This window comes from Leucobacter celer subsp. astrifaciens, assembly GCF_001273835.1.
GTDB classification, from domain to species: domain Bacteria; phylum Actinomycetota; class Actinomycetes; order Actinomycetales; family Microbacteriaceae; genus Leucobacter; species Leucobacter celer.
In genome coordinates this window covers 116,017-136,820 of sequence record NZ_JHEI01000134.1, presented here as the reverse complement: position 1 = coordinate 136,820, position 20,804 = coordinate 116,017, and the positions used below count along the sequence as shown (strand labels likewise).

Below are 20,804 nucleotides of genomic sequence, written 5' to 3'. Positions count from 1 at the left end.
TTCCCAACTGGAGGGATCAATGAAGATTCGATACGCGCTTCCCGCGCTCGCCGCTGCCGCCGTGCTCGCACTGACCGGATGCGTCAACAACGCAGAGTCCGAGGGGGGAACAACTGGCGGTTCCACCGGTGAGGGCTCCGGCTCGAGCGCGATCCAGCCGGATCAGGCTGCGGTCGACCTGCTGCCCGAGGAGGTCAAGGACTCCGGTGTGCTGCGCATCGGCACCGACGCCGAGTACCCGCCCAACGAGTACAAGGACGCCGACGGCAACCCTGTCGGCTGGGGCGTCGAGCTGGCCGAGGCGGTATCCGCCAAGCTCGGTCTCGAACCCGACTGGGAGATCCTCGGCTTCGACAGCATCCTGCCCCGCATCGAGGAGGGCGTGCTCGAGATGGGATCCTCCTCGTTCACCGACACCGTCGAGCGTCAGAAGACCGTCGACTTCGTCAACTTCCTGAACGCGGGCAGCCTGTGGGCGGCCCCCATCGGCTCGGATGTCGACCCCGACAACGCCTGCGGTCTCACCATCGCGGTCCAGGCGACCACCGTGCAGCACACCGACGAGCTGCCCGCCAAGTCGCAGGCCTGCGTCGACGCGGGTGAGGATCCCATCGAGATCCTGCCCTACGACGGGCAGCCCGAGGTGACCAACGCGGTCATCAGCGGTTCGGCCGACGCCTTCTCCGCCGATCTCCCCGTGACGGGTGACGCGGTCGCGAAGCTGTCGGATCAGCTCGAGTCGGTCGGCGAGGTCTTCGACGCCGCGCCCTACGGTTTCGCCACGGCGAAGGGCAGCGACATGACGAAGGCCGTTCAGGCCGCGCTGCAGTCGCTGATGGACGACGGCACCTACCTCGAGATCCTCGAGGGTGCCGGCGTCGAGTCGGGTGCGCTCGACGAGGCCACGGTCAACGCGGCGACCGAGTAGGCACTGCCATGAGCAGTGCAGGATCGCAGGCTGCGGGGCACGGCGCCCCGCAGCCTGAGGGCCACGCCGAGTCGGAGCCGATCAAGGCGATCAAGCTGCGGCACCCGGGGCGCACCGTGCTTGCCGTGGTGCTGGTTCTCGCCGCTGGCCTCTTCATCTACGACGCGGCGTTCAACCGTCCGCTGTATTCGTGGGATGTCGTGGCGCAGTACCTCTTCGACAGCCGCGTGATCTCGGCGGTCGGCTACACGCTGCAGCTGACGGTGTACTCGATGATCATCGCGATCATCCTGGGCGTCTCGCTCGCGGTGATGCGCTTGTCGCCGAACCCCGTGGTGCGCTCGGTGTCGTGGGTGTACCTGTGGATCTTCCGCGGCACCCCGGTGTACGTGCAGCTGGTGTTCTGGGGCATGGTCCCGGTGGTGTACAAGACCATCGATCTGGGGATCCCGTTCACCGAGGCGATGATCTCGCTCACCACGAAGGATCTGCTGAGCTACTTCACGCTCGCGATCATCGGTCTTGCGCTCAACGAGGCGGCCTACATGGCCGAGATCGTGCGCGCCGGTCTGCTCTCGGTCGACAAGGGCCAGGAGGAGGCGTCGATCGCCCTCGGCCTCGGCTGGGGGCACACGATGACCCGCGTCATCCTGCCGCAGGCCATGCGCGTGATCATCCCGCCGACGGGCAACGAGGTGATCTCGATGCTGAAGACCACCTCGCTGGTCACGGCGGTGCCGTTCACGCTCGAGCTCTACACCCGCACGCGCGACATCGCTGCGGTCACGTACAAGCCGGTGCCGATGCTCATCGTGGCGTCCATCTGGTACCTGGTTGTGACCTCGATCCTCATGGTGGGCCAGTACTACATCGAGAAGCACTTCTCGCGAGGTGTGGCGCAGCGGCCCGATGTGATGAAGCCGACTGTTGAGACCGCGGCGATCGGCGTGGTCGGTGTCTCCGGAGACGAGGGTGAGCACCCCACGTACCCCGAATCCGGAGGCGGAGACACGATCGTTCCACCGCACCGTCGACCCGGAGGGGGTGGCGCATGAACATCCACGCGACTGACACGCCGATGGTGAAGGCCGAGGCCGTCTCGAAGGCGTACGGCTCGAATCTGGTGCTGAAGTCCATCTCGCTCGAGGTGCAGCGCGGCGAAGTGCTCTGCCTCGTCGGGCCCTCGGGCTCCGGCAAGTCGACCTTCCTGCGGTGCATCAACCACCTCGAGAGCGTCAGCGCCGGACGGCTCGCGGTCGACGGCGAGGTGGTGGGCTATCGCCAGAAGGACGACAAGCTCTACGAGATGCGTCAGAGCGAGGCCTCGAAGCAGCGCCGCGACATCGGCATGGTGTTCCAGCGTTTCAACCTGTTCCCGCACATGACGGCGCTCGAGAACGTGATGCTCGCGCCGTCGCTGCTGAAGAAGGGCTCCAAGGCCCAGCTCAAGGCGCGCGCAATGGAACTGCTCGCGCGCGTGGGGCTCGCGGAGCGCTACGACTACTACCCGGCGCACCTGTCGGGCGGTCAGCAGCAGCGCGTGGCCATCGCACGCGCGCTGGCCATGGAGCCCGAAGCTGATGCTCTTCGACGAGCCCACCTCGGCGCTCGACCCCGAGCTCGTGGGTGAGGTGCTGGAAGTGATGAAGGGGCTCGCCGAGAGCGGCATGACGATGATCGTCGTGACGCACGAGATGGGCTTCGCGCGCGAGGTGGCCGACAAGCTGGTGTTCATGGACGGCGGCGTGGTGGTGGAGGCCGGCGATCCCGCCGAGGTGCTCTCCAACCCGCAGCGCGAGCGCACCAAGGCGTTCCTCTCGAAGGTGCTGTAGGGGTCACGCCCTGGGGTGCGCGTTCGGTAAGCGAACCCCTCCATCCGCGGCCGATGAGATCGTGAACGATCTCATCGGCCGCTCCCGCCAGACCCGGCCAGGGTTCGCTTACCGAACGCGCCCCCGGAGCTCGCTCAACCGGCAGTAGCGAGGCCTCGACCCCCGCGCTCGTGAAGCGAACAGTGATCTCTCGCTGTTCGCAGGGTGCGCCGCAGCCGTCTCGGCCGCGGCCGGCCTCCGACGCCGTTACGCGTTGACCCCCAGATCCTTCTTGATCTTGGTGGTGGAGACGCCCTCCGTGCGATCGAGGTAGACGACCTCGCAGTAGTCGCGCAGGATCTCGAAGCGCGGATCGCCCTCCCAGTCGCCGCCCATCACCACAGCGTCGATCTCGTACCGCTGCACGTCGCGGATCTTCTGGTCCCAGGCCTCTTCGGGGATCACGAGGTCGACGTACCGCACGGCCTCGAGCATGTTCTTGCGCGTCTCGAAGTCGTGATAGGTCTTCTTGCCCTTGCCGGCGTTGAACTCCTCGGTGGACGCCGCGACCACGAGGTAGTCGCCGAGCGCGCGAGCGCGACGCAGCAGGCGGATGTGCCCCCAGTGCAGGAGGTCGAAGGTGCCGTAGGTCAGGATCCGCTTCATCCCTCTATCGTAAGCCGCACCGCACGCGTACCCTGGAAACAGAGGGGCCGCGTTCGCGTGGCCCGCGAATGCAGGGAGGCATGATGCAGACCGACGGCGATCGCAGGCTTCCGGATCACGAATCGGATCCGGCCCACAACGACGAACTCGGCCACGAGTGGGTGGACGAGGGCGGCGCCTCGCATCTCGGTCCGGCCACCCACCTCGAATCGGGGCGGCCGCACGGAGACGATGACGACGACTCGGACGATTAAGAGCGCCCCTGGTCTCGAGCGGAGGCGCGCACCGGCGCGCACCGGCCCGCTCAGACGACGAGGAGCATGACCCCCGCCACGGCGGACACGAGGGCGATCAGCAGCGCGATCCCGATCAGCACGGCGTGCACCGTGAGGAAGCGGGTGGGGCGGCCCTGCTCGTCGCGCGCCCGGGGATCCTTGGCCACGCGGGTCCAGAAGCGCGGCCACACGACGGCGTTGTAGACGGCGTTCACCAGCAGCAGGATTCCCGCGAAGACGACCATGCGCACCAGTCTACGCGCGGCCGGTGCGCTCCTCGCCGGTCGACGCGCGTGCGCTGATCACGCCGAACACCAGCTCGCCCGCCGAGGCCACCGCGAGCAGCAGCACGATGCACGACCAGTTGAGGCCGGCGTGGGCGAGCACCCCGAGGAGGAGCGGGCCGAGCGCGGCGACGGCGTACCCGATCCCCTGGCTCGTCGCCGAGAAGGCGGCGGTCTGCGCAACGCTCGGCGCGGTGAACACGATGAGCGCGATCGCCAGCCCGAACGCCGCGCTCTGCGCGATGCCGAGCACGGCCACCATGAGGGGGGCGAGCGGGAGCGGGCCGAGCGCGAGCCCCACGATCCCGAGCAGCGACAGCACCCCGACGGCGACGATCAGCTTGGTGCGCAGCCGGGGGCGACCGGCGAGCGTGGGTGCGATCAGCGAGGCGGGGAGACCGGCGACGCTCATCCAGGCGAGCAGCAGGCCGGCCTCGGACGCCGGCATTCCGCGGTCGGCCGCGATGGTGGGCAGCCACGCGGTGAGCGAGAAGTAGATGAACGCCTGGCACCCGAAGAAGCCGGTGACCGGCCAGATGCCCCTGGCGCGGAACACGGAACCGTGCCCGAGCTTCTTCGCGGCCCCGCGCGCGATCGGTCCGGCCTCGAGCCGTGGGCCGAGCGCGAGTGCGAGCCCGAGCGCGATGAGCAGGGGGATGCCCCAGCTCATGAGCGCCACGGCCACCCGGTCGCCGAGCAGGTGCAGCAGGGGCACCGCGAGGGCGGCGCCGGCCGCCGCGCTGACCCCGAACGAGGTGGTGTACACCCCGGTCCAGAAGCCGCCCCTGGCGGGCAGCGAGTGCCGGATGATCTGGGGTGCGAGGATGCCGAGGATCGCGATGGCGCCGCCGATCACGACGGTGCCGGCGAAGAGCAGCGGCGCCGACAGCGGCCGCAGCAGCGTCGCCGCCGCGAGCACCGCGAGCAGCAGCGAGATCGCGCGCGTGAGCCCGAACCGCGATACGAGCAGCGGGGCGAGGGGGGAGGCGAGGCCGAAGAGCAGCACCGGGATCGCGCTGAGCACGGCGAGGCCCGCGGCCGGCAGGCGGTAGGCGGCGGCGATGTCGCCGAGGAGCGGTGAGACGGAGGTGATCGGGAAGCGGACGCTGAGGCCGACTGCGAGGATCAGAACGCCTGCGGCGATACCCTGACGGCGCTCAGGGGTGCTCATCGAGCAACCGCTCCTGCTGCTCGAGCACACCGAGGGCCGCGGCCTGCGCCGCGTCGGGGTCTCTCGCATCGATCGCTCGGAAGAGCGCCTCGTGCAGGTCTGCGCGGTCTGGGTCGCCTCCCTGCGCAAGGCAGGAGGCATCTGCGACCGACTCGCGGATCGAGCCGTCGAAGCTCGCGTAGATATCGGTGAGCAGGCGGTTGCCGGAGGCCTCGGCGATACCGAGGTGGTAGGCGAGGTCGGCCTCGGCGAAGGCGGCGGTGTCGGCGGCCTCGACGGCGGCGCGCCGCAGGCGCAGCTGCTCGGCGAGGTACGCGAGGTCGGTCTCGCCGCGGAACTCCGCCGCTTCGCGTGCCGCGAGCGCGTCGAGGGCGCGCCGCACGCGAATCACCTCGCGGCTGTCGGCCGAGCGCAGCGCGCGGCGCAGTGCGACCTGCGTGGCGTCGGTGGCCACGACGTAGGTGCCGTCGCCCTGCCGGGTCTCGAGCAGGCCGAGCTGCACGAGCGATCGCACCGCCTCGCGCACCGAGGGGCGGCTGACGCCGAGGGTCGCGGTGAGTTCGGCCTCCGAGGGAATCCGGTCGCCGACCCCCCAGCTTCCCTGGGCGATTTCGCGCTTCAACTCGTCGACGACGGTGTCGACGAGAGATCGTCGTTGAATCTGGCGCACGTGTACATCCTTGCAGATCGGGTAGCTTGTATGGTTATCATATGTCTGACGAGTCGTTCGGCGCCACCCCCAGCGCCGCATCGACGGCGATCGACACGAGAAAGGCTCACCAATGACGGCGACCCCCGCGCGGCAGACCCTCTGCACCCCAGGTCTGGTCGATGCCCACATCCACCCCGACAAGACGACGTGGGGCGGCCCCTGGATGTCGCGGCGTCCCGCGGCCACGCTGCAGGACCTCATCGACAACGATCGCGCGACGCAGTTCGCGTTCGAGAGGAGCGTCGAGGATCGCGCTCACGCGCTGCTGTCGCACGCGCTCGAGAACGGCACGCTCGCGATGCGCGCCCACGTCGACGTGTCGAGCGAGCTCGGCACCGCGAACGTCGAGGGGGTGCGCGCGGCGGCCGAGCGCCTGGCCCCGCACCTCACGGTGCAGATCGTGGCCTTCCCCCAGTTCGGCCTGCTCACCAACCCCGGCACGCTCGAGGCCATGGCCGCGGCGCTCGAGAGCGGCGCGGATCTGGTCGGCGGCATCGATCCCGGCGGGCTCGAGGGCGATCTCCACGGCCACCTCGACGCCGTCTTCGGTCTCGCCGATCGTGCCGGTCGCGACCTCGACATCCACCTGCACGACGGCGGAGAGGACGGTCTCGCTCAGATCCGCGAGATCGCCGCGCGCACGATCGCGGGCGGACGGCAGGGGCGCGTCACCATCGGGCACGCCTTCGCGCTCTGCGACCCCGGGCTGCCGAGCCTCGGGGAGACCCTCGACCGCGTAGCCGAGGCCGGGATCTGGATCGCGAGCTGCGCGCTCGGCCCCGATCCCGTGCCCGATATCGACCTGTTCGAGCGCCACGGGGTGCGCCTCGCGCTCGGATCCGACGGCGTGCGCGACTCGTGGAGTCCGTTCGGCACGGGCAGCATGGTCGATCGCGCGCACCTGCTCGCCTACCGCACCGGCGCGATCACCGATGCCGAGCTGGAGCGCGCCCTCCGCCTGGCCGGCACCGCCGGCGGTGAGATGCTCGGGCTTCCCGAGATCTCCGACTGGGCGGGGCCCGAGAGCGGTACGCGCCTCGAGTTCGCCGCGGAGAGCCTCGCGCAGCTCGTCGTGGACCGCCCCGCCCCGCTGCGTGTGATCCGCAACGGGCGCGACGTCGCCCGCGCCTCCTGACCCACCACCCCGTCCCCGACCCGAACCACACCGAACCGCACCACCCGACCTCCGAAACGAAGGAGTTTCCCGTGTCCCAACGATCACTCACCCTCATCGGCGCCGCGGCAGCCGCCGCGCTCGCCCTCACCGCCTGCTCGGGCGGCGGAGGCGGAAGCGCCGGCGCGGGTTCCGGCTCGGGCGGTGCCGCCGCCGCGTTCGACGTCGACCGCGGCAGCCTCGCCACCACGACCGAGCCCGGCACCCAGCCGGTGGAGCGAGTCACCTGGAACCTGCCCTACGAGCCGATGTCCATCGACCCGATGTTCACCTTCAACTACGCGGAGAACACGGTCGTCGCCAACCTCTGCGAGGGCCTCACCCGCATCACCCCGGATCTCGAGATCGAGAACGCGCTCGCCGAGTCGGTCGAGACCCCCGACGACACCACCTACGTCTACACGCTGCGCGCGGACGCCACCTTCTGGGACGGCACCCCCGTCACGGCCGACGATGTCGCCTTCTCGCTGGGCCGCCAGGTCGGCGCCGATTCGCCCACCTACTGGGCCGACTACTTCGAGAACGTCGCATCGGTCGAGAAGACCGGCGACGCGCAGGTCACCGTGAAAATGACGCAGCCCGACGCGCTCTTCGCCCAGGGCATGTCGAGCGCGGCCGGGGCGATCGTCTCCCAGGCGGCCGCCGAGGCGGCCGGCGAGCAGTTCGGCACCCCGCAGGGCGGCCTCATGTGCTCGGGGGCGTTCGCGCTCGACAGCTGGGAGCCGGGCAAGGCCATCACCCTCGTCAAGAACGAGAACTACTGGGACGAGGACCTGATCCCCCAGGTCGAGCAGCTCTCCTTCGGCTTCATCGCCGACGAGTCGACCGCCATCAACGCGCTCCGCTCGGGCGACGTCGACGGTCAGTTCTTCTACCTGCCGCCGGCCGGCCTCAGCCAGCTCGAGGGCAGCGAGGCGAGCATCACCTTCGGCGAGTCCTACATCTTCTGGTCGCTCCGCGCGATCCAGCCCGAGGGCACGTTCTCGAACCCCAAGGTGCGCGAGGCGCTCCTCGCGGCCATCGACCAGCACGCCATCTCCGACGTCGTCTTCCAGGGCACGTCGATCCCGTCGCCGGTGCTCACGGGCCCCTCGTACTTCGGAACCGGCGAGGCCGCCGAGCTCTTCCAGGCGGCCTATGAGGGCTTCGAGGTGCAGCCCGATATCGAGCGCGCCAAGGAGCTCCTCGCCGAGGCGGGCGATGTCTCCGCGCCCATCGTGCTCGGCGTGCAGGGCTCGTCGGCCGTGCACGAGCAGACCGCGAACCTGATCCAGGCGGCGGGCCAGGCCATCGGCCTCACCATCGAGACGAAGGTCATCCCGGTCGAGCAGTTCGGCAACCTCTACTTCGATCCCACCGCGCGCGAGGGGCTCGACGGCTTCTTCACCACCTACTACGGCAACGTGACGGACCCGCTGGACGTGCTCACCACCTTCACGCCCGACAGCTCGAACAACTTCATCAAGTACGACGGGGCCGCTCAGGAGCTCGCCGACGCGCGGAAGACGCTCGACCCGGTCGAGCGGGCGGGCTACACGATCGCCGCGCAGGAGAAGGTCATGCGCGACCTGCCGTGGATGCCGATGGGCGACCTGCCGGTGATCCTCGTGCAGAACGACCGCATCTCGGGCGCGATCGCCTCCTCGGCCTACCTCGGCTACCCGTGGGCCGCCACCATCGGAGGCGTGGAGTAAGCGTGTCCATCCCGTCATTCCTCCTGCGGCGCACGGGCAGCCTGCTGCTCGTCCTGCTGGTGACCTCCTTCGCGGTCTTCGGACTGATGTATCTCGCCCCGGGCAGCCCGCTGAGCTTCGTGCTCGGGCCCCGGGGCGGGACCCCGGAGCAGGTCGCGCGGGTCACCGCGCAGTACCGCCTCGACGACCCGTTCTTCCTGCGGTACTTCGCCTGGCTCGGCGATGTGGTGCAGGGCAATCTCGGCCACTCGATCGTGTACCGGCAGGATGTGACCGACCTCATCGGCGGACGCATCGGCACCACCGCCGGGCTCATCGCGCTCGCGACCATCATCATCGCGATCGTCGGGATCGGCCTCGGCCTGATCGCCTCCCTGAAGGGCGGCTGGGCCGATCAGGTGGTGACGACGCTCGCGACGCTCGGACTCGCGACCCCGTCGTTCGTGATCGGCGTCGTGCTCATCAGCGTCTTCGCGGTGGGGCTCGGGTGGTTCCCCACGAACGGCAGCGGTCGCGGCGGCTTCGACACGCTCGTGCATCTGACGCTTCCCGCGGTCGCGCTCGCGGTGGCGAGCTCCGCGTATCTCGCGCGGATCACGCGGGCCTCGGTGCTCGAGGAGGAGGGCCGGGAGCACGTGCAGACAGCCGTCGCGCGCGGCCTGCGCTCCGACATCATCATCCGCCGGCACGTGCTGCGCAACGCGCTGATCCCGATCACCACGGTGCTCGGCCTCACGATCGCCACGCTCATCGCGGGCGCCGTCGTGATCGAGAACGTGTTCGCCCTCGACGGGCTGGGCTCGCTGCTCGTGCGCGCCATCCTGCAGCGCGACTTCGCCGTCGTGCAGGCGGTCATCCTCGTGCTGGTCGTCGCCTTCGTGGTGATCAACGCGCTCGTCGACTTCCTCTACACCCTCATCGATCCGCGCATCCAGCTGGGGAGCAAGCAATGACCGCGCCGCGCACCACACAGATCGCGCTCACCCGAGCCGCTGCTCAGGATCCGGGCCGCCTGACCCTGCTCGCACGCAGGCTCGGAGTCCCCGGCATCGTCGCGTCCGGCGTACTGGCGGTCTTCGTACTCGTCGCCGTCTTCGCGCCGGTGCTCGCTCCCTACGATCCCGACTACCCGGATCTGCTGTCGTCGCTGTCGGGTCCCAGCCCCGAGCATCTGCTCGGCGCGGACGCGCTCGGCCGGGACCTGCTGTCGCGCCTCATGTGGGGAGCCCGGATCACGCTGCTCGGGCCGACCCTGGTGATCCTCATCTCGACCGTGATCGGCACGGCGCTCGCGCTGATCGCGGCCTGGAACCGGGGCCGCGTCGACACCGTCATCTCCTGGGTGCTCGACGTGCTCTTCTCGGTGCCCGGCATCGTGTTCGGCCTCATCGCCGTCGCGATCTTCGGCCCGAACCTGATGACCGTGGTCGTCGGCCTCTCCATCGGCTACATCCCCTACGTCGCCCGCGTCGTGCGGGGTGCGGCCCTCCGCGAGCGCGGCATGCCCTACGTGCAGGCCGCCTGGCTGCAGGGGCAGTCCGGGATCGGGATCAGCCTGCGGCAGATCCTGCCCAACGTGCAGCCGATCGTGGTCGCGCAGGCCGTGTCGTCGCTCGGCTTCGCCGTGATCGATCTCGCCGCCGTGTCGTTCCTGGGACTCGGCGTGCAGCCGCCGACCGCCGACCTCGGCCTCATGGTGAAGAGCGGTTTCGACTCGGTGCTGCGGGGTCAGCCCCTCGAAGCGGTCAGCGCCGGCCTCGCGATCGTGCTGATCGTCTGGAGCATCACGGTGATCGGCGACCGCCTCACCTCGAACGCAAGGAGCATCCGATGAGCGCGCCGCTGCTCGAGATCGAGGATCTGCACGCCAGCCTCGTCACCAAGTACCGCCGGCTCGACCTGCTGAACGGGGTGAGCCTGACCCTCGACCGGGGCGAGGCGCTCGGCCTCGTCGGCGAGTCCGGCTCGGGCAAGTCGCTCACCACCCGCGCGGTGATGCGGATGCTGGCCAAGGGCTTCCAGATGCGGGGAGATATCCGCTTCGACGGGGAATCCGTGCTCGGCATGAACCGCGATCGTCTGCGCCGGTACCGGGCCGCCGACGTCGGCATGATCTTCCAGGATCCGCGGGCGCACGTGAACCCCGTGCACACCGTGGGCGACTTCCTCACCGAAGCGCTGGTGCGGGATCGGGGGGTCGCCAGGGACGCGGCCGAGCGGCGGGCCGTGCAACTGCTCGACGAGGTGGGCGTGCGCAACCCCGAGAGCCGCCTGCGGCAGTACCCGCACGAGCTGTCGGGCGGCCTGCTGCAGCGGGTGATGATCGCGAGCGTGCTGCTCGCCGAGCCGAAGCTGATCCTCGCCGATGAGCCGACCACCGCGCTCGACGTCACCGCCCAGTCCGACGTCATGGCGATCCTCGACGAGCAGCGCCGCGCCCGCGGACTGTCGCTGCTCTTCATCACACACGACCTCGAGCTCGCGAACGCCTGCTGCGATCGGCTCGCGGTGATGTACGCGGGCGAGATCGTCGAGCAGGGCGCGCACGTGTACGAGGCGCCCGATCACCCCTACACGATCGAGCTGCTGGGGGCCCGCCCGAGCATCGACGAGCGGCTGCACCGGCTGCCCGTGCTCGAGTACAACCTGGAACTGCACGAAGAACTGAAGGCGAGGAACGCGCAATGACGAGTGGAACCCGCGGGGGAGCCGCGCCCGCGACCGGCTCGGATCCGGTCATCAGCGTCACCGATCTGCGCAAGGTGTTTCCCGCCCCGCGCGGGGCCAGGACCGGCGACGTCGTCGCGGTCGACGGCGTGACCTTCGATCTCTTCGGCGACGAGTGCCTCGCGATCGTGGGCGAATCGGGATCGGGCAAGACCACCGTCGCGCGCATGATCGTGGGCCTGGAGCGGGTGACCTCCGGCACCGTGACGGTCGGGGGCGAGGATCGCTCCGCGCCGCCGAAGCACCTGCGGGATCGCAGACGCCGGGCCCGCGAGGTGCAGTACGTGTTCCAGGATCCGTACTCGTCGCTCAACGGCCGACAGCGGATCGGCGACGTCATCCTCTCGAATCTCCGGCTGCACAGCGATGGTCGCGCCACCGCGAGCGAGTTGCGGGCCCGCGCCCAGGAGATCCTGGACTCGGTCGGGCTGCCGCACCGCTTCCTCGACCGCTATCCGCGCGAGCTCTCGGGCGGGCAGCGGCAGCGGGTGGCGATCGCCCGCGCGCTCGCCGCCGACCCGAGTGTGATCGTGCTCGACGAGGCGGTGGCCGCGCTCGACGTGTCGATCCAGGCGCAGATCCTCAACCTGCTCGCCGATATCAAGGTGCAGCGGCGGATCAGCTACCTGTTCATCTCGCACGACCTCGCCGTGGTCAACCAGATCTCGGATCGCATGATCGTGATGGAGAACGGCCGGGTGGTCGACGCGGGCGTCACCGCCGAGCTGCTCGCGAACCCGACCCACCCGTACACGCGTGCGCTGCGCGCGGCGGTGCCCGGGCCGGGATGGAAGCCGGTGCGCCGGGAGAAGCTCGCATCGTGAGCGAGGATCCCGGCCCTCCGCGCACGGCGGCCCTCCGCGCGGCCTTCGTCATCGCGTTCGACGAGCACCGGCCGGGCGGGCCGGGCTTCGTCGAACTGCGCGACGGCGTGGTGCTGGTGCGCGGCTCGCGGATCGAGGCGGTCGCCGAGGGGCCGGCCGCGACCGACCTCGCGGCCGGGGCCGACGAGACGATCGACCTGGGCGAGAGCCTGCTCATGCCCGGGCTCATCGATCTCGAGGGGCTCGTCGACATCGATCACCTGCTGCTCGACTCCTGGTGGGGGCCGCAGCACGAGGCCCGCCTGGAGTGGTCCGAGGCGTACGCGCAGGCGCCGCGCGAGGTGCTGACGCCGGCCGAGCGCAGCACGCTGCGGCGGTACGGGCTCGTGCAGCTGATCCTGCACGGCATCACGAGCGCGATGCCGATCTCGACCGAGATCCACGGCGCCTGGGCCGAGACCCACGACGACCTGCTCGACACCGCCCGCACCGCGAGCGGGCTCGGGATCCGCACCTTCCTCGGCCCCTCCTACCGCTCGGGCGTGCACGTGACCCGCGCCGACGGGTCGCGCGGCATCCACTGGGACGAGGCGAAGGGCGAGGCGGCGTTCGCCGACGCCGTGCGCTTCCTCGACACGGCCGCGGCGCTCGACGATCCGCTCGTCACCGGCGTGCTCGTGCCGTGCCGCGTCGAGACCGTGAGCGACTCGATCCTCGCCGAGACCGGGCGCGTCTCCGCCGAGCGCGACGTGCTCGTGCGCGTGCACGCGACGCAGGGGCTCGACTCCGAGATCGGCATCCTGCGGCGCGAGCGCGGCGCCACCCCGCTCGGTCTGCTCGAGCGCAGCGGCCTGCTGAACGACCGGCTGATCCTGGCCCACGGCGTCTACCTCGACGTGCATCCGGACGTGCACGGCGAGGATCGCGGCGACCTCGCCCGGCTCGCCGCGGCCGGCGCCAGCATCGTGCACTGCCCGCTCACCAATGCGCGCTACGCGTTCTGGCTCGAGAAGCTGTCGCAGTATCTCGATGCCGGGGTGAACACGGCGCTCGGCACCGACTCGTTCCCGCCCGACCTCATCCGCGCGATCGACACCGGGGTGCAGCTCTCCAAGGCGCAGTACGGCGATCTCGGCCGGGGCCTGCTCGCCGAGTACGTGGAGGCGGCCACGCTGGGCGGTGCGCGGGCACTGCGGCGCCCCGACCTCGGCCGCATCGCGCCGGGGGCCGCGGCCGATCTCGTCGCCTTCTCGCTGGTGGATCTGCGCACGGGCGCGATCGACGACCCGGTGCGCACGCTCACGCTCGCGGGCACCGCGCGCGACGCGCACTTCAGCATGGTCGCGGGCCGCACGGTGATGCGCGACGGGGAGATCCCGGGGCTCGACGCTCGGATGCTGCGCGCTGAGGGGCAGCGCATCTTCGAGAAGCTGCGCGCCGCCTACCCCGAGCGCGACGCGCTCGCCGGACCCGGCGGCTCGACCGAGGCGGAGCTGTTCCCGCCCGTGTTCCCGCGCGGCTGAGCAGGGTCATCGCTGCCGCGACGCGTAGGCTTGCCGGCATGAGCGACTACCGGCACATCGTGCGCAAGTGGGTCAAACCCGAGGATCTCAACCAGCACGGTGCGCTCTTCGGCGGGCGCCTGCTGCAGTGGGTCGACGAGGAGGCCGCGATCGTCGCGGTGACGCAGCTCGGCACGATCGACGTGGTGACGCGGCACATGTCCGAGATCGACTTCTCGGCGCGCGCCGACCGCGGCGACCTGCTCGAGCTCGAGTACCGGGTTGTCGGCTTCGGGCGCACCTCGATCACCCTCGCGTGCCGCGTGGAAAACGCGGTCACCGGGCAGGAGGTGCTGACGCTCGAGAGCATCGTGTTCGTGGCCGTCGACGGGGAGGGCCGCCCCATCGTGCACGGCCGCACGGCGGCCACCGGGGGCACCGAGCGCCTGCGCGGGTGAGCGCGTCCCCCCGCCGCCGCCGGTTGAGCGAGCGGAGCGAGTCGAAACCGACGCGCCTCGGGGTTTCGACTCCGCTGCGCTTCGCTCAACCGGCTTCGACCTCGCCCCGCGTGCTCGACCGGCGCTCGCCCCGCGAGATCTACTCGGCCGGCCGCAGATCGTAGGTGACCCAGGGGGTCTGCGCGGCGAGGCGGTCGTAGAGGCTGCGTGCGGTGGTGTTGCTCTCGGCGGTGATCCAGCGCACCAGGGCCGCCCCCTCGTCGCGGGCGATCTCGGCGAGGCGGAGCAGGATCGCGGAGGCGGCGCCCGTGCCGCGCGCCTCGGGCGCGGTGAAGAGGTCGTCGAGATACAGGCCGTGCCCGCCATCGATGGGGCGGGCGAAACGGCGGAAGTGCCCGAGCCCCACGGGTGCGCCGTCGACCTCCGCGATGAGGCCCCGGCTCTCGTGCGCGGGATCCATGAGCCAGGCCCACACGGTCTCGTAGACCGCGGGATCGTGCGGCTTCCCGTAGAAGTCCCGGTAGCCGCGGTAGAGCGACTCCCACGCCTCGCGATCGCTCTCGGCCACGAACCTGACCGAGGCGCCGACCCGACCCGTCGTCGTGTCCCCGCTCATGCGAGCCGCTCCACCTCGACGAAGACCACGGGTGCCGAGGAGTCCCGGTTCTCCACCTGGTGCTCCGAGCCGGCGGGCCGCGTGTAGCTCTGCCCGGCGGTGAGCCGGGCCGCGATCTCGCTGCCGTCGGCGTTCACCACGTGCATGGTGTCGGTCACGAGCGGCACCACCACGTACTCGTGGTCGTGCCGGTGCATCGGGATCACCCCGCCCGGCTGGATGGTCCACTGCGTGACGCGGAAGTGCTCGTTCTCGAGCTGAATGTCTCCCTGAGATCCGGTGCTCATGATCCTCCTCGACGTTGTCCTGGATGTACGGTGCCGGTCCTCAGCTTACGGGGCCGCCTGTTCGGAGGGGCTCCTCCTCAGCTCCGCCGAGCGGCCGATGAGCTCGGGGTGGAGCGCGAGGGCCAGGTTGGTCAGCGCCAGCGCCGAGGTGATGGGCATGCCGATCGCATCCTCGATGCGGCCGAGGCGATACCGCACGGTGTTGGGGTGCACGAAGAGCGTTTCGGCGGTGCGGGCGATGTTCTGCTCGGCGGCCAGGTAGGTGGTGAGGGTGTCGCGCAGCTGCCGGGAGGCGATCGGTGCGAGCGTGCGCGCGATGCGCTCCTCGAGCTGGCGGGGGTCGACGTGCGACAGCAGCCACGTCGTCAGGTCGATGCGATCGATGAGCACGGGTCCCAGCGTCGAGGGCGATTCGGAGGCGGAGGCCCACTGGCGGGCGATGCCGAGCCCGGTCTCGGCCTCCCGCACGCAGACGGGTACCTGGGACAGGGCGGAGAACGGCGCCGAGGCGCCGACGAGAAAGTGCCGCGAGACGGCCTCGATCCACTGCTCGCTCGCCGTCGAGTCGGGAACGATCGCCGCGATGGTCGAGGGCGAATCCATATCGACGCGTCGCAGCATGGTCAGGAACGGCAGATCGTCCGAGCGGGCGCGGACGACCAGCTGCGTCACGTGCGCCTCGCTCGCGGAGGGCACTTCGGCGGGCGCGAGCTCGAGTGCGCGCACGGGAGCGTAGGCGGGGAAGCGGAACTGCGCGAGCTGGCTCCAGAAGCGGTGCTCGCGCGCGGGCAGGATGCCGTCGTGGAGCGAGGCGATGAGCTGCTCGTTGTCGCGGCGGTCGCGCTGCGTCGCGCCGTACTGGATGCCGTGCACGGCGCCGAGCAGGCGCTCGGCGGTGTCGAGCAGGAGCTCGCCGATCTGGTCGAGGGTCTCGGCGCCGCGGCTGGCCAGCGCGATGACGTGGACGCCGTCGCGCAGGGAGACGCGGCGGGTGCGCACGTGCCACCGCCCGATCGGGATGGACAGCTCGCGTCGGTGCGTGGCCGAGACCTCGTTCCAGATGAGTTGCGCCGGAGCCTCGCCGACGCTCGCGACCATCGTGCCCTCGAAGTCGTAGATGATCGCGGTACCCCGGCAGAGGGTGCTGAGGCGGGACGTCAGCGCGTGCACGGGATCGGCTGAGGAGACGGCCGAGAGCAGGGCGTTCGTGATGTCGAGGGTGGTGCGGAGGCGCTCGACCTCCGTGAGCGTCGTGGGCTGAGCAGTCACGGTAATCCTCGGGGTCTTGTGTGAACAGGAGGTTTCGAACTCGGATACCATCCGATTTTTGGAGATTCTACAATGGGATCCGCGGAAAGCTTCGCATTCTCTAGTGACCCTGCTGATGCGGAGGGCGAATCTGGAAGGCATCCGGAACTCAACGACGAACTCCAGGAGGAGCCCATGAGCAGTGTCCGTGTCGCAGTCGACGTCGGAGGGACGTTCACCGACGTCTGCATCTTCGACGATGACACCCAGCAGATGCGCGTGACCAAGGTCCCGTCGACCCCAGACGATCCGATGATCGCGGTGATGAACGGCGTGGATCGCGGAGAGATCGACCTCAGCGAGGTGGCGCTGTTCTCGCACGGCACCACGGTCGCCACCAACGCGCTCATCACCCGCAACTTCCCCGCTGCGGCCCTGGTGACCACCCGCGGATTCCGCGACGTGCTCGAGATCCGCGACGGCACCAAGGACGACCTGTGGGACGCCTACAACGACGTGTCCGCACCGTACATCCGGCGCCGCGACCGGTTCGAGGTCTCCGAGCGCGTCGACTACGACGGCAAGACCATCACGCCCCTCGATGACGGCGAGGCCCGCCGCGTCGCCGAACTGCTGAAGCGCCGGGGCGTGAAGACGATCGCCGTCTGCTTCCTCAACTCGTACGCCAATGCGGCGCACGAGACCCGCATGCGGGAGATCCTCGAGGAGGTGATCCCGGACGCGACGGTCTCGACCTCCGCCGAGGTGCTGCCCGAGATCTTCGAGTACCCGCGCTTCAACACGGCAGTGGCCAACGCGGTGCTCGCGCCGCTCGTCTCCGGCTACGTGAACCGGCTCGCCGGCCGTCTGCGCGAGGGCGGCTACCAGGGCGATCTGCTGCTGCTCCACTCCGGCGGCGGGTCGATGACGCCGCGCCTCGTCGAGAAGTTCCCGGTGCGCCTCGCCGCCTCGGGCATCGCCGCGGGAGCGATCTCGGCGAAGCACATCGCGCAGCAGTGCGGGTACGAGAACGCCGTGAGTCTCGACATGGGCGGGACCTCCACCGACATCGCCCTCGTCGCCGACGGAGAGCTGCGCGTCTCGCAGGAGTGGCAGGTCGAGTACGGCCACCCCATCATCTTCCCCTCGATCGAGGTGCTCACCATCGGCGCCGGAGGCGGATCTCTCGCTCACATCGACATCGCGGGCTCGCTGCGCAACGGTCCCCAGTCGGCGGGCGCCGATCCCGGACCCGCCTGCTACGGCACCGGCGGCGACCAGCCCACCAACACCGATGCCAACGTCGTGCTCGGGCGCCTCGGCACGTCGCTCGCGGGAGGCGTGAAGCAGCTCGACCGGTCGCTCTCGGAGAGCGCCATCCGCCGGGTCATCGCGGAGCCGCTCGGGATGGGTCTCGAGGAAGCGGCCCAGGCCGTCGTCGCCGTCGCCAACGCGAACATGGCCGACGCCGTGCGGCTGGTGTCGATCCGCCGCGGATACGATCCCCGCGACTTCGCGCTGCTGGCCTTCGGCGGCGCGGGCGCCCTCCACGGCGCCGACGTGGCCCGCGAGCTCGGCATTCCCACCGTCGTCGTACCGCCGAACCCCGGTGTCACCTCGGCTATGGGCTGCCTGCTCGTCGACATTCAGCACGACTTCGCGCAGATGTATGCGGGCCTCGCCTCGGGAGCCGACGAGGAGGGCATCGAGCAGGCGTTCGTGACGCTCGAGACCGAGGCGTCCGCGCGGCTGCGTCACGAGGGCGTCACCGAGGAGAACGCGATGCTGCAGCGCAAGATCTCCATGCGCTACCAGGGGCAGTGGCGTTCGCTGCAGGTGCCGATGGGATCGGGGCCCGGCGCACTCGCGCAGGCCGTGCGCACCTTCCACGAGCAGTACGAGCGCGAGTTCGCGTTCCGCCAGGATGACGCTCCCGTCGAGGTGTACCAGCTGCATCTGGGTGCGGTCGGCAAGATTCCGAAGCCCTCGTTCCGGCCGGCCGAACCGGTGCAGCAGAGCCCCGGTGCCCCCGCCGAGCGCCGCCCCGTCTACTTCGGCGTCACGGGCTGGCTCGACACTCCGGTCTACGATCGCGACGCTCTCGCCGCAGGAACCGAGTTCAGCGGCCCGGCGATCATCAATCAGCTCGACTCGACCACGGTGGTGCCTCCGTACACCCGGGCCGAGATCGACGAATGGCTCAACATCCGCATCCATCTCGAGGAGATCCACTGATGAGCGACACCACCACGCTGACCCGCGCCTCCGAGCGGCAGACCGCACTCGACCCGGTGACGTTCGAGGTGCTCAAGAACGCCTTCGCCACGAGCGTCGACCTGATGAGCGAGCAGATCCTGCGCACCTGCTACTCCTTCGTCATCTACTCCCGCGACTTCTCGTCGGCGCTGTGCGACGCCTCGGGCAACACCGTCATGCAGGGATCGGGCGATATCGCCGTGCACGTCGGCACCCTGCATTTCCAGGCGAAGGCTGTGATCGAGCAGTTCGGCGACGACATCAACCCGGGCGACGTGTTCGCCATCAACGACCCGTACCGCGGCGGCACCCACTTCAACGACGTCTCGTTCGTGCGCCCCATCTTCTCCCAGGGCCGGATCATCGCCTTCGCGCAGAACAAGGGCCACTGGGCCGACATCGGGGGCAAGGTGCCCGGCTCCTTCGACGTCTCGGCGTCGGAGCACTTCGGCGAGGGGCTGCGGATCACCCCGATCCGCGTCTGGTCGAAGGGGATCTTCCTGCACGACGTCGCCCAGCTGCTCGTCGCCAACACCCGCGCCCCCGAGCAAGCGCTCGGCGATCTGCACGCGCAGTCCGAGGCGACGGCGGTCTGCGAGAGGGAGGTGCTGCGTCTCGTCGACCGCTACGGCACGGAGACGGTCGAACTCGCCATGCAGGAGACCCAGGACTATGTGGAGCGAACGGTGCGCCGCCGCCTCGCAGAGCTGCCTCAGGGGACCTGGGAGACGGTCGACTACCTCGACCTCGATCCGGGCAAGCCTGAGGGGCTGGTGCCGATCAAGATCCGGATGACGCTCGACGGGGAGGGGATCCACTACAACCTCGAGGGCAGCGCCGACGTGGTCGATACCTTCCTCAACTCCGGGTACGGCACCACCTTCTCGGCTATCTACGCAGGCACGAAGACGTTCTTCCCGGATGTGCCCCTCAACTCGGGCTTCTACGCCGCTGTCACCGCGGAGATCGGCCCCGAGGGCACGGTCGTCAACGCCGGCTGGCCCTACGCCGTGACCGGTTTCTGCTCGGGGCCGTACGAGAAGCTCATGAACGGCATCTTCGAGATCTGGTCGCAGCTGATGCCCGAGCGGGCCATGGCCTGCGCCTTCAACCTGGAGTATCTGCTCGTCGGCGGGCGCGATGCCCGCAGCGAGAGCAAGCCGTACTTCATGTGGTACGACTGGATGGCCGGCGGTTGGGGCGGCCGCTCCTCGAAGGACGGCTCGAGCGCCACCGCCCCGGTGTTCGGGGTCGGCCTCGCGGTGCAGGCCTGCGAGGGCCAGGAGCGCCTCACGCCGGTGCTCACCACGATGCACCGCATCGGTACGGACTCCGGTGGCCCAGGCCGTTTCCGCGGTGGTTGCGGCGTCGAGAAGGGCGGCACGCTCACCGATGCCGAAACCTCGGTGATGAGCTACTGCTGCGACCGGGCGCGATCCATCACCTGGGGCATCGAGGGAGGCCTGCCGTCGATTCCCCACGGCGTCTGGCTCAATCGCGACACGGAGAGCGAGCAGTTCCTCGGCTCGATCTTCTCCTCGGTGCCGGTGCAGCCCGGCGACACCTTCTACCGCCCCTCCGCGGGTGGCGGCGGGTTCGGCGATCCGCTCGACCGTACGCCGGAGGAGGTGCTCGAGGACGTCATCGACGAGTACGTCTCGCTCGAGCGCGCCGCCGAGGACTACGGCGTGGTGATCGTGCCGATCGATCCCGAACTCGATCAGTACGAGATCGATCGTGAAGCGACCGAGGCGAAGCGCGCCTGGATCCGCGAGCATCGCGCAGCCTGGCTCGAGGCCGATCCCGAGGAGATCGCCGAGAGATATCGCGCCGGCGGGCTCGACCTGCTCGACGTGATCCGCAGACACGGCGTCATCCTCGATTGGGGCACCGGTGAGCTCTTCGAGGAGACCACCCGCCAGCACCGCGAGCAGATGGTGCGCCGCTCGGCGGGCCACTGGGGCTGACGCCCCGGCCGATGAGCGGGGATCCGCTGGCAAGTATTGTGCATGCGACAGAGAGGTCGACCCGTTTTCCGGCCCTTGCACAATACTTTTCAGCGGTCCCGCTCTTCAGAATGAATTGTCGGTGCGGCGCAAGTGGCGCACCGGCTCGGTATCGCCCGGCCCCAGCCGACGCGAATTCCCCTCGACTGCCGCGCTCGAACCCGT

Annotated in this window: 20 protein-coding genes and 1 pseudogene; 14 read left to right on the top strand and 7 right to left on the bottom strand. The window is 69.9% G+C overall.

Annotation, left to right across the window (positions count from 1 at the left end; translation table 11 throughout):
* Nucleotides 1-19 precede the first annotated feature (19 nt).
* The 3 genes and pseudogenes from AMS65_RS04705 to AMS65_RS04695 all read left to right on the top strand — a co-directional run bounded on the left by AMS65_RS04705 (nt 20) and on the right by AMS65_RS04695 (nt 2,760).
* Complete coding sequence (locus AMS65_RS04705; RefSeq protein ID WP_053383011.1) at nt 20-928, top strand: ABC transporter substrate-binding protein; 909 nt, start codon at nt 20-22, stop codon at nt 926-928.
* A gap of 8 nt (nt 929-936) precedes the next feature.
* A complete protein-coding gene (locus tag AMS65_RS04700; protein ID WP_053383010.1) occupies nt 937-1,983 on the top strand; it encodes an amino acid ABC transporter permease in 1,047 nt (348 codons plus the stop codon).
* A pseudogene (locus AMS65_RS04695) lies at nt 1,980-2,760 on the top strand (amino acid ABC transporter ATP-binding protein). The gene AMS65_RS04700 and the pseudogene AMS65_RS04695 overlap by 4 nt, the downstream one beginning before the upstream one ends.
* Before the next feature lie 246 nt (nt 2,761-3,006).
* On the opposite strand, the gene tagD reads toward AMS65_RS04695, so the two are convergent.
* The gene (gene tagD / locus AMS65_RS04690) at nt 3,007-3,405 is read right to left on the bottom strand and encodes a glycerol-3-phosphate cytidylyltransferase (RefSeq protein ID WP_053383009.1); all 399 of its coding nucleotides are present in this window, start codon (nt 3,403-3,405) and stop codon (nt 3,007-3,009) included.
* 80 nt (nt 3,406-3,485) lie between these two features.
* Here tagD and AMS65_RS04685 point away from each other — a divergent pair, with 80 nt between their 5' ends.
* Nucleotides 3,486-3,659, top strand: coding sequence for a hypothetical protein (locus tag AMS65_RS04685; protein ID WP_157502083.1), 174 nt, complete (start codon nt 3,486-3,488; stop codon nt 3,657-3,659).
* A gap of 50 nt (nt 3,660-3,709) precedes the next feature.
* Here the strand turns inward: AMS65_RS04685 and AMS65_RS04680 are convergent, their stop codons facing one another.
* The 3 genes from AMS65_RS04680 to AMS65_RS04670 are packed head-to-tail and all read right to left on the bottom strand — an operon-like array spanning nt 3,710 to nt 5,805.
* Nucleotides 3,710-3,925 (bottom strand): SCO4848 family membrane protein, encoded by a 216-nt coding sequence (locus tag AMS65_RS04680; protein WP_053383007.1) that lies wholly within the window; start codon nt 3,923-3,925, stop codon nt 3,710-3,712.
* Nucleotides 3,926-3,935: 10 nt separating this feature from the next.
* Entirely contained in the window at nt 3,936-5,135 is a 1,200-nt protein-coding gene (locus tag AMS65_RS04675) for an MFS transporter (protein WP_053383006.1), read from the bottom strand.
* Complete coding sequence (locus tag AMS65_RS04670) at nt 5,122-5,805, bottom strand: FadR/GntR family transcriptional regulator (RefSeq protein ID WP_053383005.1); 684 nt, start codon at nt 5,803-5,805, stop codon at nt 5,122-5,124. Before AMS65_RS04670 ends, AMS65_RS04675 begins: the two co-directional genes overlap by 14 nt.
* Before the next feature lie 112 nt (nt 5,806-5,917).
* On the opposite strand from AMS65_RS04670, the gene AMS65_RS04665 reads away from it, so the two are divergent.
* The 8 genes from AMS65_RS04665 (at nt 5,918) to AMS65_RS04630 (ending at nt 14,226) form a co-directional block, all read left to right on the top strand.
* Nucleotides 5,918-6,982 carry an amidohydrolase family protein gene (locus AMS65_RS04665; protein WP_053383004.1) on the top strand — a complete coding sequence of 355 codons (1,065 nt, stop codon included), beginning with the start codon at nt 5,918-5,920 and terminating at the stop codon, nt 6,980-6,982.
* Nucleotides 6,983-7,053: 71 nt separating this feature from the next.
* Nucleotides 7,054-8,715: an ABC transporter substrate-binding protein gene (locus AMS65_RS04660; RefSeq protein ID WP_053383003.1), complete on the top strand. Its 1,662-nt coding sequence runs from the start codon at nt 7,054-7,056 to the stop codon at nt 8,713-8,715.
* Between the two features lie 2 nt (nt 8,716-8,717).
* Nucleotides 8,718-9,668, top strand: a complete 951-nt coding sequence (locus AMS65_RS04655) for an ABC transporter permease (protein WP_241489338.1) — start codon at nt 8,718-8,720, stop codon at nt 9,666-9,668.
* On the top strand, nt 9,665-10,549 hold the full coding sequence (locus tag AMS65_RS04650) for an ABC transporter permease (protein ID WP_083451487.1): 885 nt from the start codon (nt 9,665-9,667) through the stop codon (nt 10,547-10,549). The genes AMS65_RS04655 and AMS65_RS04650 overlap by 4 nt, the downstream gene beginning before the upstream one ends.
* Nucleotides 10,546-11,403 (top strand): ABC transporter ATP-binding protein, encoded by an 858-nt coding sequence (locus AMS65_RS04645; RefSeq protein ID WP_241489337.1) that lies wholly within the window; start codon nt 10,546-10,548, stop codon nt 11,401-11,403. The genes AMS65_RS04650 and AMS65_RS04645 overlap by 4 nt, the downstream gene beginning before the upstream one ends.
* Entirely contained in the window at nt 11,400-12,266 is an 867-nt protein-coding gene (locus AMS65_RS04640; RefSeq protein ID WP_083451486.1) for an ATP-binding cassette domain-containing protein, read from the top strand. Before AMS65_RS04645 ends, AMS65_RS04640 begins: the two co-directional genes overlap by 4 nt.
* Nucleotides 12,263-13,789 (top strand): chlorohydrolase family protein, encoded by a 1,527-nt coding sequence (locus tag AMS65_RS04635; RefSeq protein WP_053383002.1) that lies wholly within the window; start codon nt 12,263-12,265, stop codon nt 13,787-13,789. The genes AMS65_RS04640 and AMS65_RS04635 overlap by 4 nt, the downstream gene beginning before the upstream one ends.
* Nucleotides 13,790-13,827: 38 nt before the next feature.
* Nucleotides 13,828-14,226 carry an acyl-CoA thioesterase gene (locus tag AMS65_RS04630; RefSeq protein WP_053383001.1) on the top strand — a complete coding sequence of 133 codons (399 nt, stop codon included), beginning with the start codon at nt 13,828-13,830 and terminating at the stop codon, nt 14,224-14,226.
* A 139-nt stretch (nt 14,227-14,365) separates the two neighbouring features.
* Here AMS65_RS04630 and AMS65_RS04625 read toward each other — a convergent pair whose 3' ends face one another.
* From AMS65_RS04625 to AMS65_RS04615, 3 genes are read right to left on the bottom strand one after another with little or no spacing between them, the layout of a single operon-like run.
* Complete coding sequence (locus AMS65_RS04625; RefSeq protein ID WP_053383000.1) at nt 14,366-14,842, bottom strand: GNAT family N-acetyltransferase; 477 nt, start codon at nt 14,840-14,842, stop codon at nt 14,366-14,368.
* Nucleotides 14,839-15,129 carry a cupin domain-containing protein gene (locus AMS65_RS04620; protein WP_053382999.1) on the bottom strand — a complete coding sequence of 97 codons (291 nt, stop codon included), beginning with the start codon at nt 15,127-15,129 and terminating at the stop codon, nt 14,839-14,841. Before AMS65_RS04620 ends, AMS65_RS04625 begins: the two co-directional genes overlap by 4 nt.
* A 45-nt stretch (nt 15,130-15,174) precedes the next feature.
* Nucleotides 15,175-16,398: a PucR family transcriptional regulator gene (locus AMS65_RS04615; RefSeq protein WP_241489336.1), complete on the bottom strand. Its 1,224-nt coding sequence runs from the start codon at nt 16,396-16,398 to the stop codon at nt 15,175-15,177.
* Nucleotides 16,399-16,572: 174 nt separating this feature from the next.
* Between AMS65_RS04615 and AMS65_RS04610 the strand changes: the two genes are divergently transcribed.
* The gene (locus AMS65_RS04610) at nt 16,573-18,612 is read left to right on the top strand and encodes a hydantoinase/oxoprolinase family protein (protein ID WP_053382998.1); all 2,040 of its coding nucleotides are present in this window, start codon (nt 16,573-16,575) and stop codon (nt 18,610-18,612) included.
* The gene (locus AMS65_RS04605; protein WP_157502079.1) at nt 18,612-20,600 is read left to right on the top strand and encodes a hydantoinase B/oxoprolinase family protein; all 1,989 of its coding nucleotides are present in this window, start codon (nt 18,612-18,614) and stop codon (nt 20,598-20,600) included. Before AMS65_RS04610 ends, AMS65_RS04605 begins: the two co-directional genes overlap by 1 nt.
* Nucleotides 20,601-20,804 lie beyond the last annotated feature (204 nt).

What these genes read in the sequence shown, in the direction of transcription:
- AMS65_RS04625 (WP_053383000.1), bottom strand. Translation starts at nt 14,842, where the DNA reads ATGAGCGGGGACACGACGACGGGTCGGGTCGGCGCCTCGGTCAGGTTC.
- AMS65_RS04605 (WP_157502079.1), top strand. Translation starts at nt 18,612, where the DNA reads ATGAGCGACACCACCACGCTGACCCGCGCCTCCGAGCGGCAGACCGCA.
- AMS65_RS04610 (WP_053382998.1), top strand. Translation starts at nt 16,573, where the DNA reads ATGAGCAGTGTCCGTGTCGCAGTCGACGTCGGAGGGACGTTCACCGAC.
- AMS65_RS04640 (WP_083451486.1), top strand. Translation starts at nt 11,400, where the DNA reads ATGACGAGTGGAACCCGCGGGGGAGCCGCGCCCGCGACCGGCTCGGAT.
- AMS65_RS04645 (WP_241489337.1), top strand. Translation starts at nt 10,546, where the DNA reads ATGAGCGCGCCGCTGCTCGAGATCGAGGATCTGCACGCCAGCCTCGTC.
- AMS65_RS04705 (WP_053383011.1), top strand. Translation starts at nt 20, where the DNA reads ATGAAGATTCGATACGCGCTTCCCGCGCTCGCCGCTGCCGCCGTGCTC.
- AMS65_RS04675 (WP_053383006.1), bottom strand. Translation starts at nt 5,135, where the DNA reads ATGAGCACCCCTGAGCGCCGTCAGGGTATCGCCGCAGGCGTTCTGATC.
- AMS65_RS04650 (WP_083451487.1), top strand. Translation starts at nt 9,665, where the DNA reads ATGACCGCGCCGCGCACCACACAGATCGCGCTCACCCGAGCCGCTGCT.
- AMS65_RS04700 (WP_053383010.1), top strand. Translation starts at nt 937, where the DNA reads ATGAGCAGTGCAGGATCGCAGGCTGCGGGGCACGGCGCCCCGCAGCCT.
- AMS65_RS04685 (WP_157502083.1), top strand. Translation starts at nt 3,486, where the DNA reads ATGATGCAGACCGACGGCGATCGCAGGCTTCCGGATCACGAATCGGAT.
- AMS65_RS04680 (WP_053383007.1), bottom strand. Translation starts at nt 3,925, where the DNA reads ATGGTCGTCTTCGCGGGAATCCTGCTGCTGGTGAACGCCGTCTACAAC.
- tagD (WP_053383009.1), bottom strand. Translation starts at nt 3,405, where the DNA reads ATGAAGCGGATCCTGACCTACGGCACCTTCGACCTCCTGCACTGGGGG.
- AMS65_RS04630 (WP_053383001.1), top strand. Translation starts at nt 13,828, where the DNA reads ATGAGCGACTACCGGCACATCGTGCGCAAGTGGGTCAAACCCGAGGAT.
- AMS65_RS04620 (WP_053382999.1), bottom strand. Translation starts at nt 15,129, where the DNA reads ATGAGCACCGGATCTCAGGGAGACATTCAGCTCGAGAACGAGCACTTC.
- AMS65_RS04665 (WP_053383004.1), top strand. Translation starts at nt 5,918, where the DNA reads ATGACGGCGACCCCCGCGCGGCAGACCCTCTGCACCCCAGGTCTGGTC.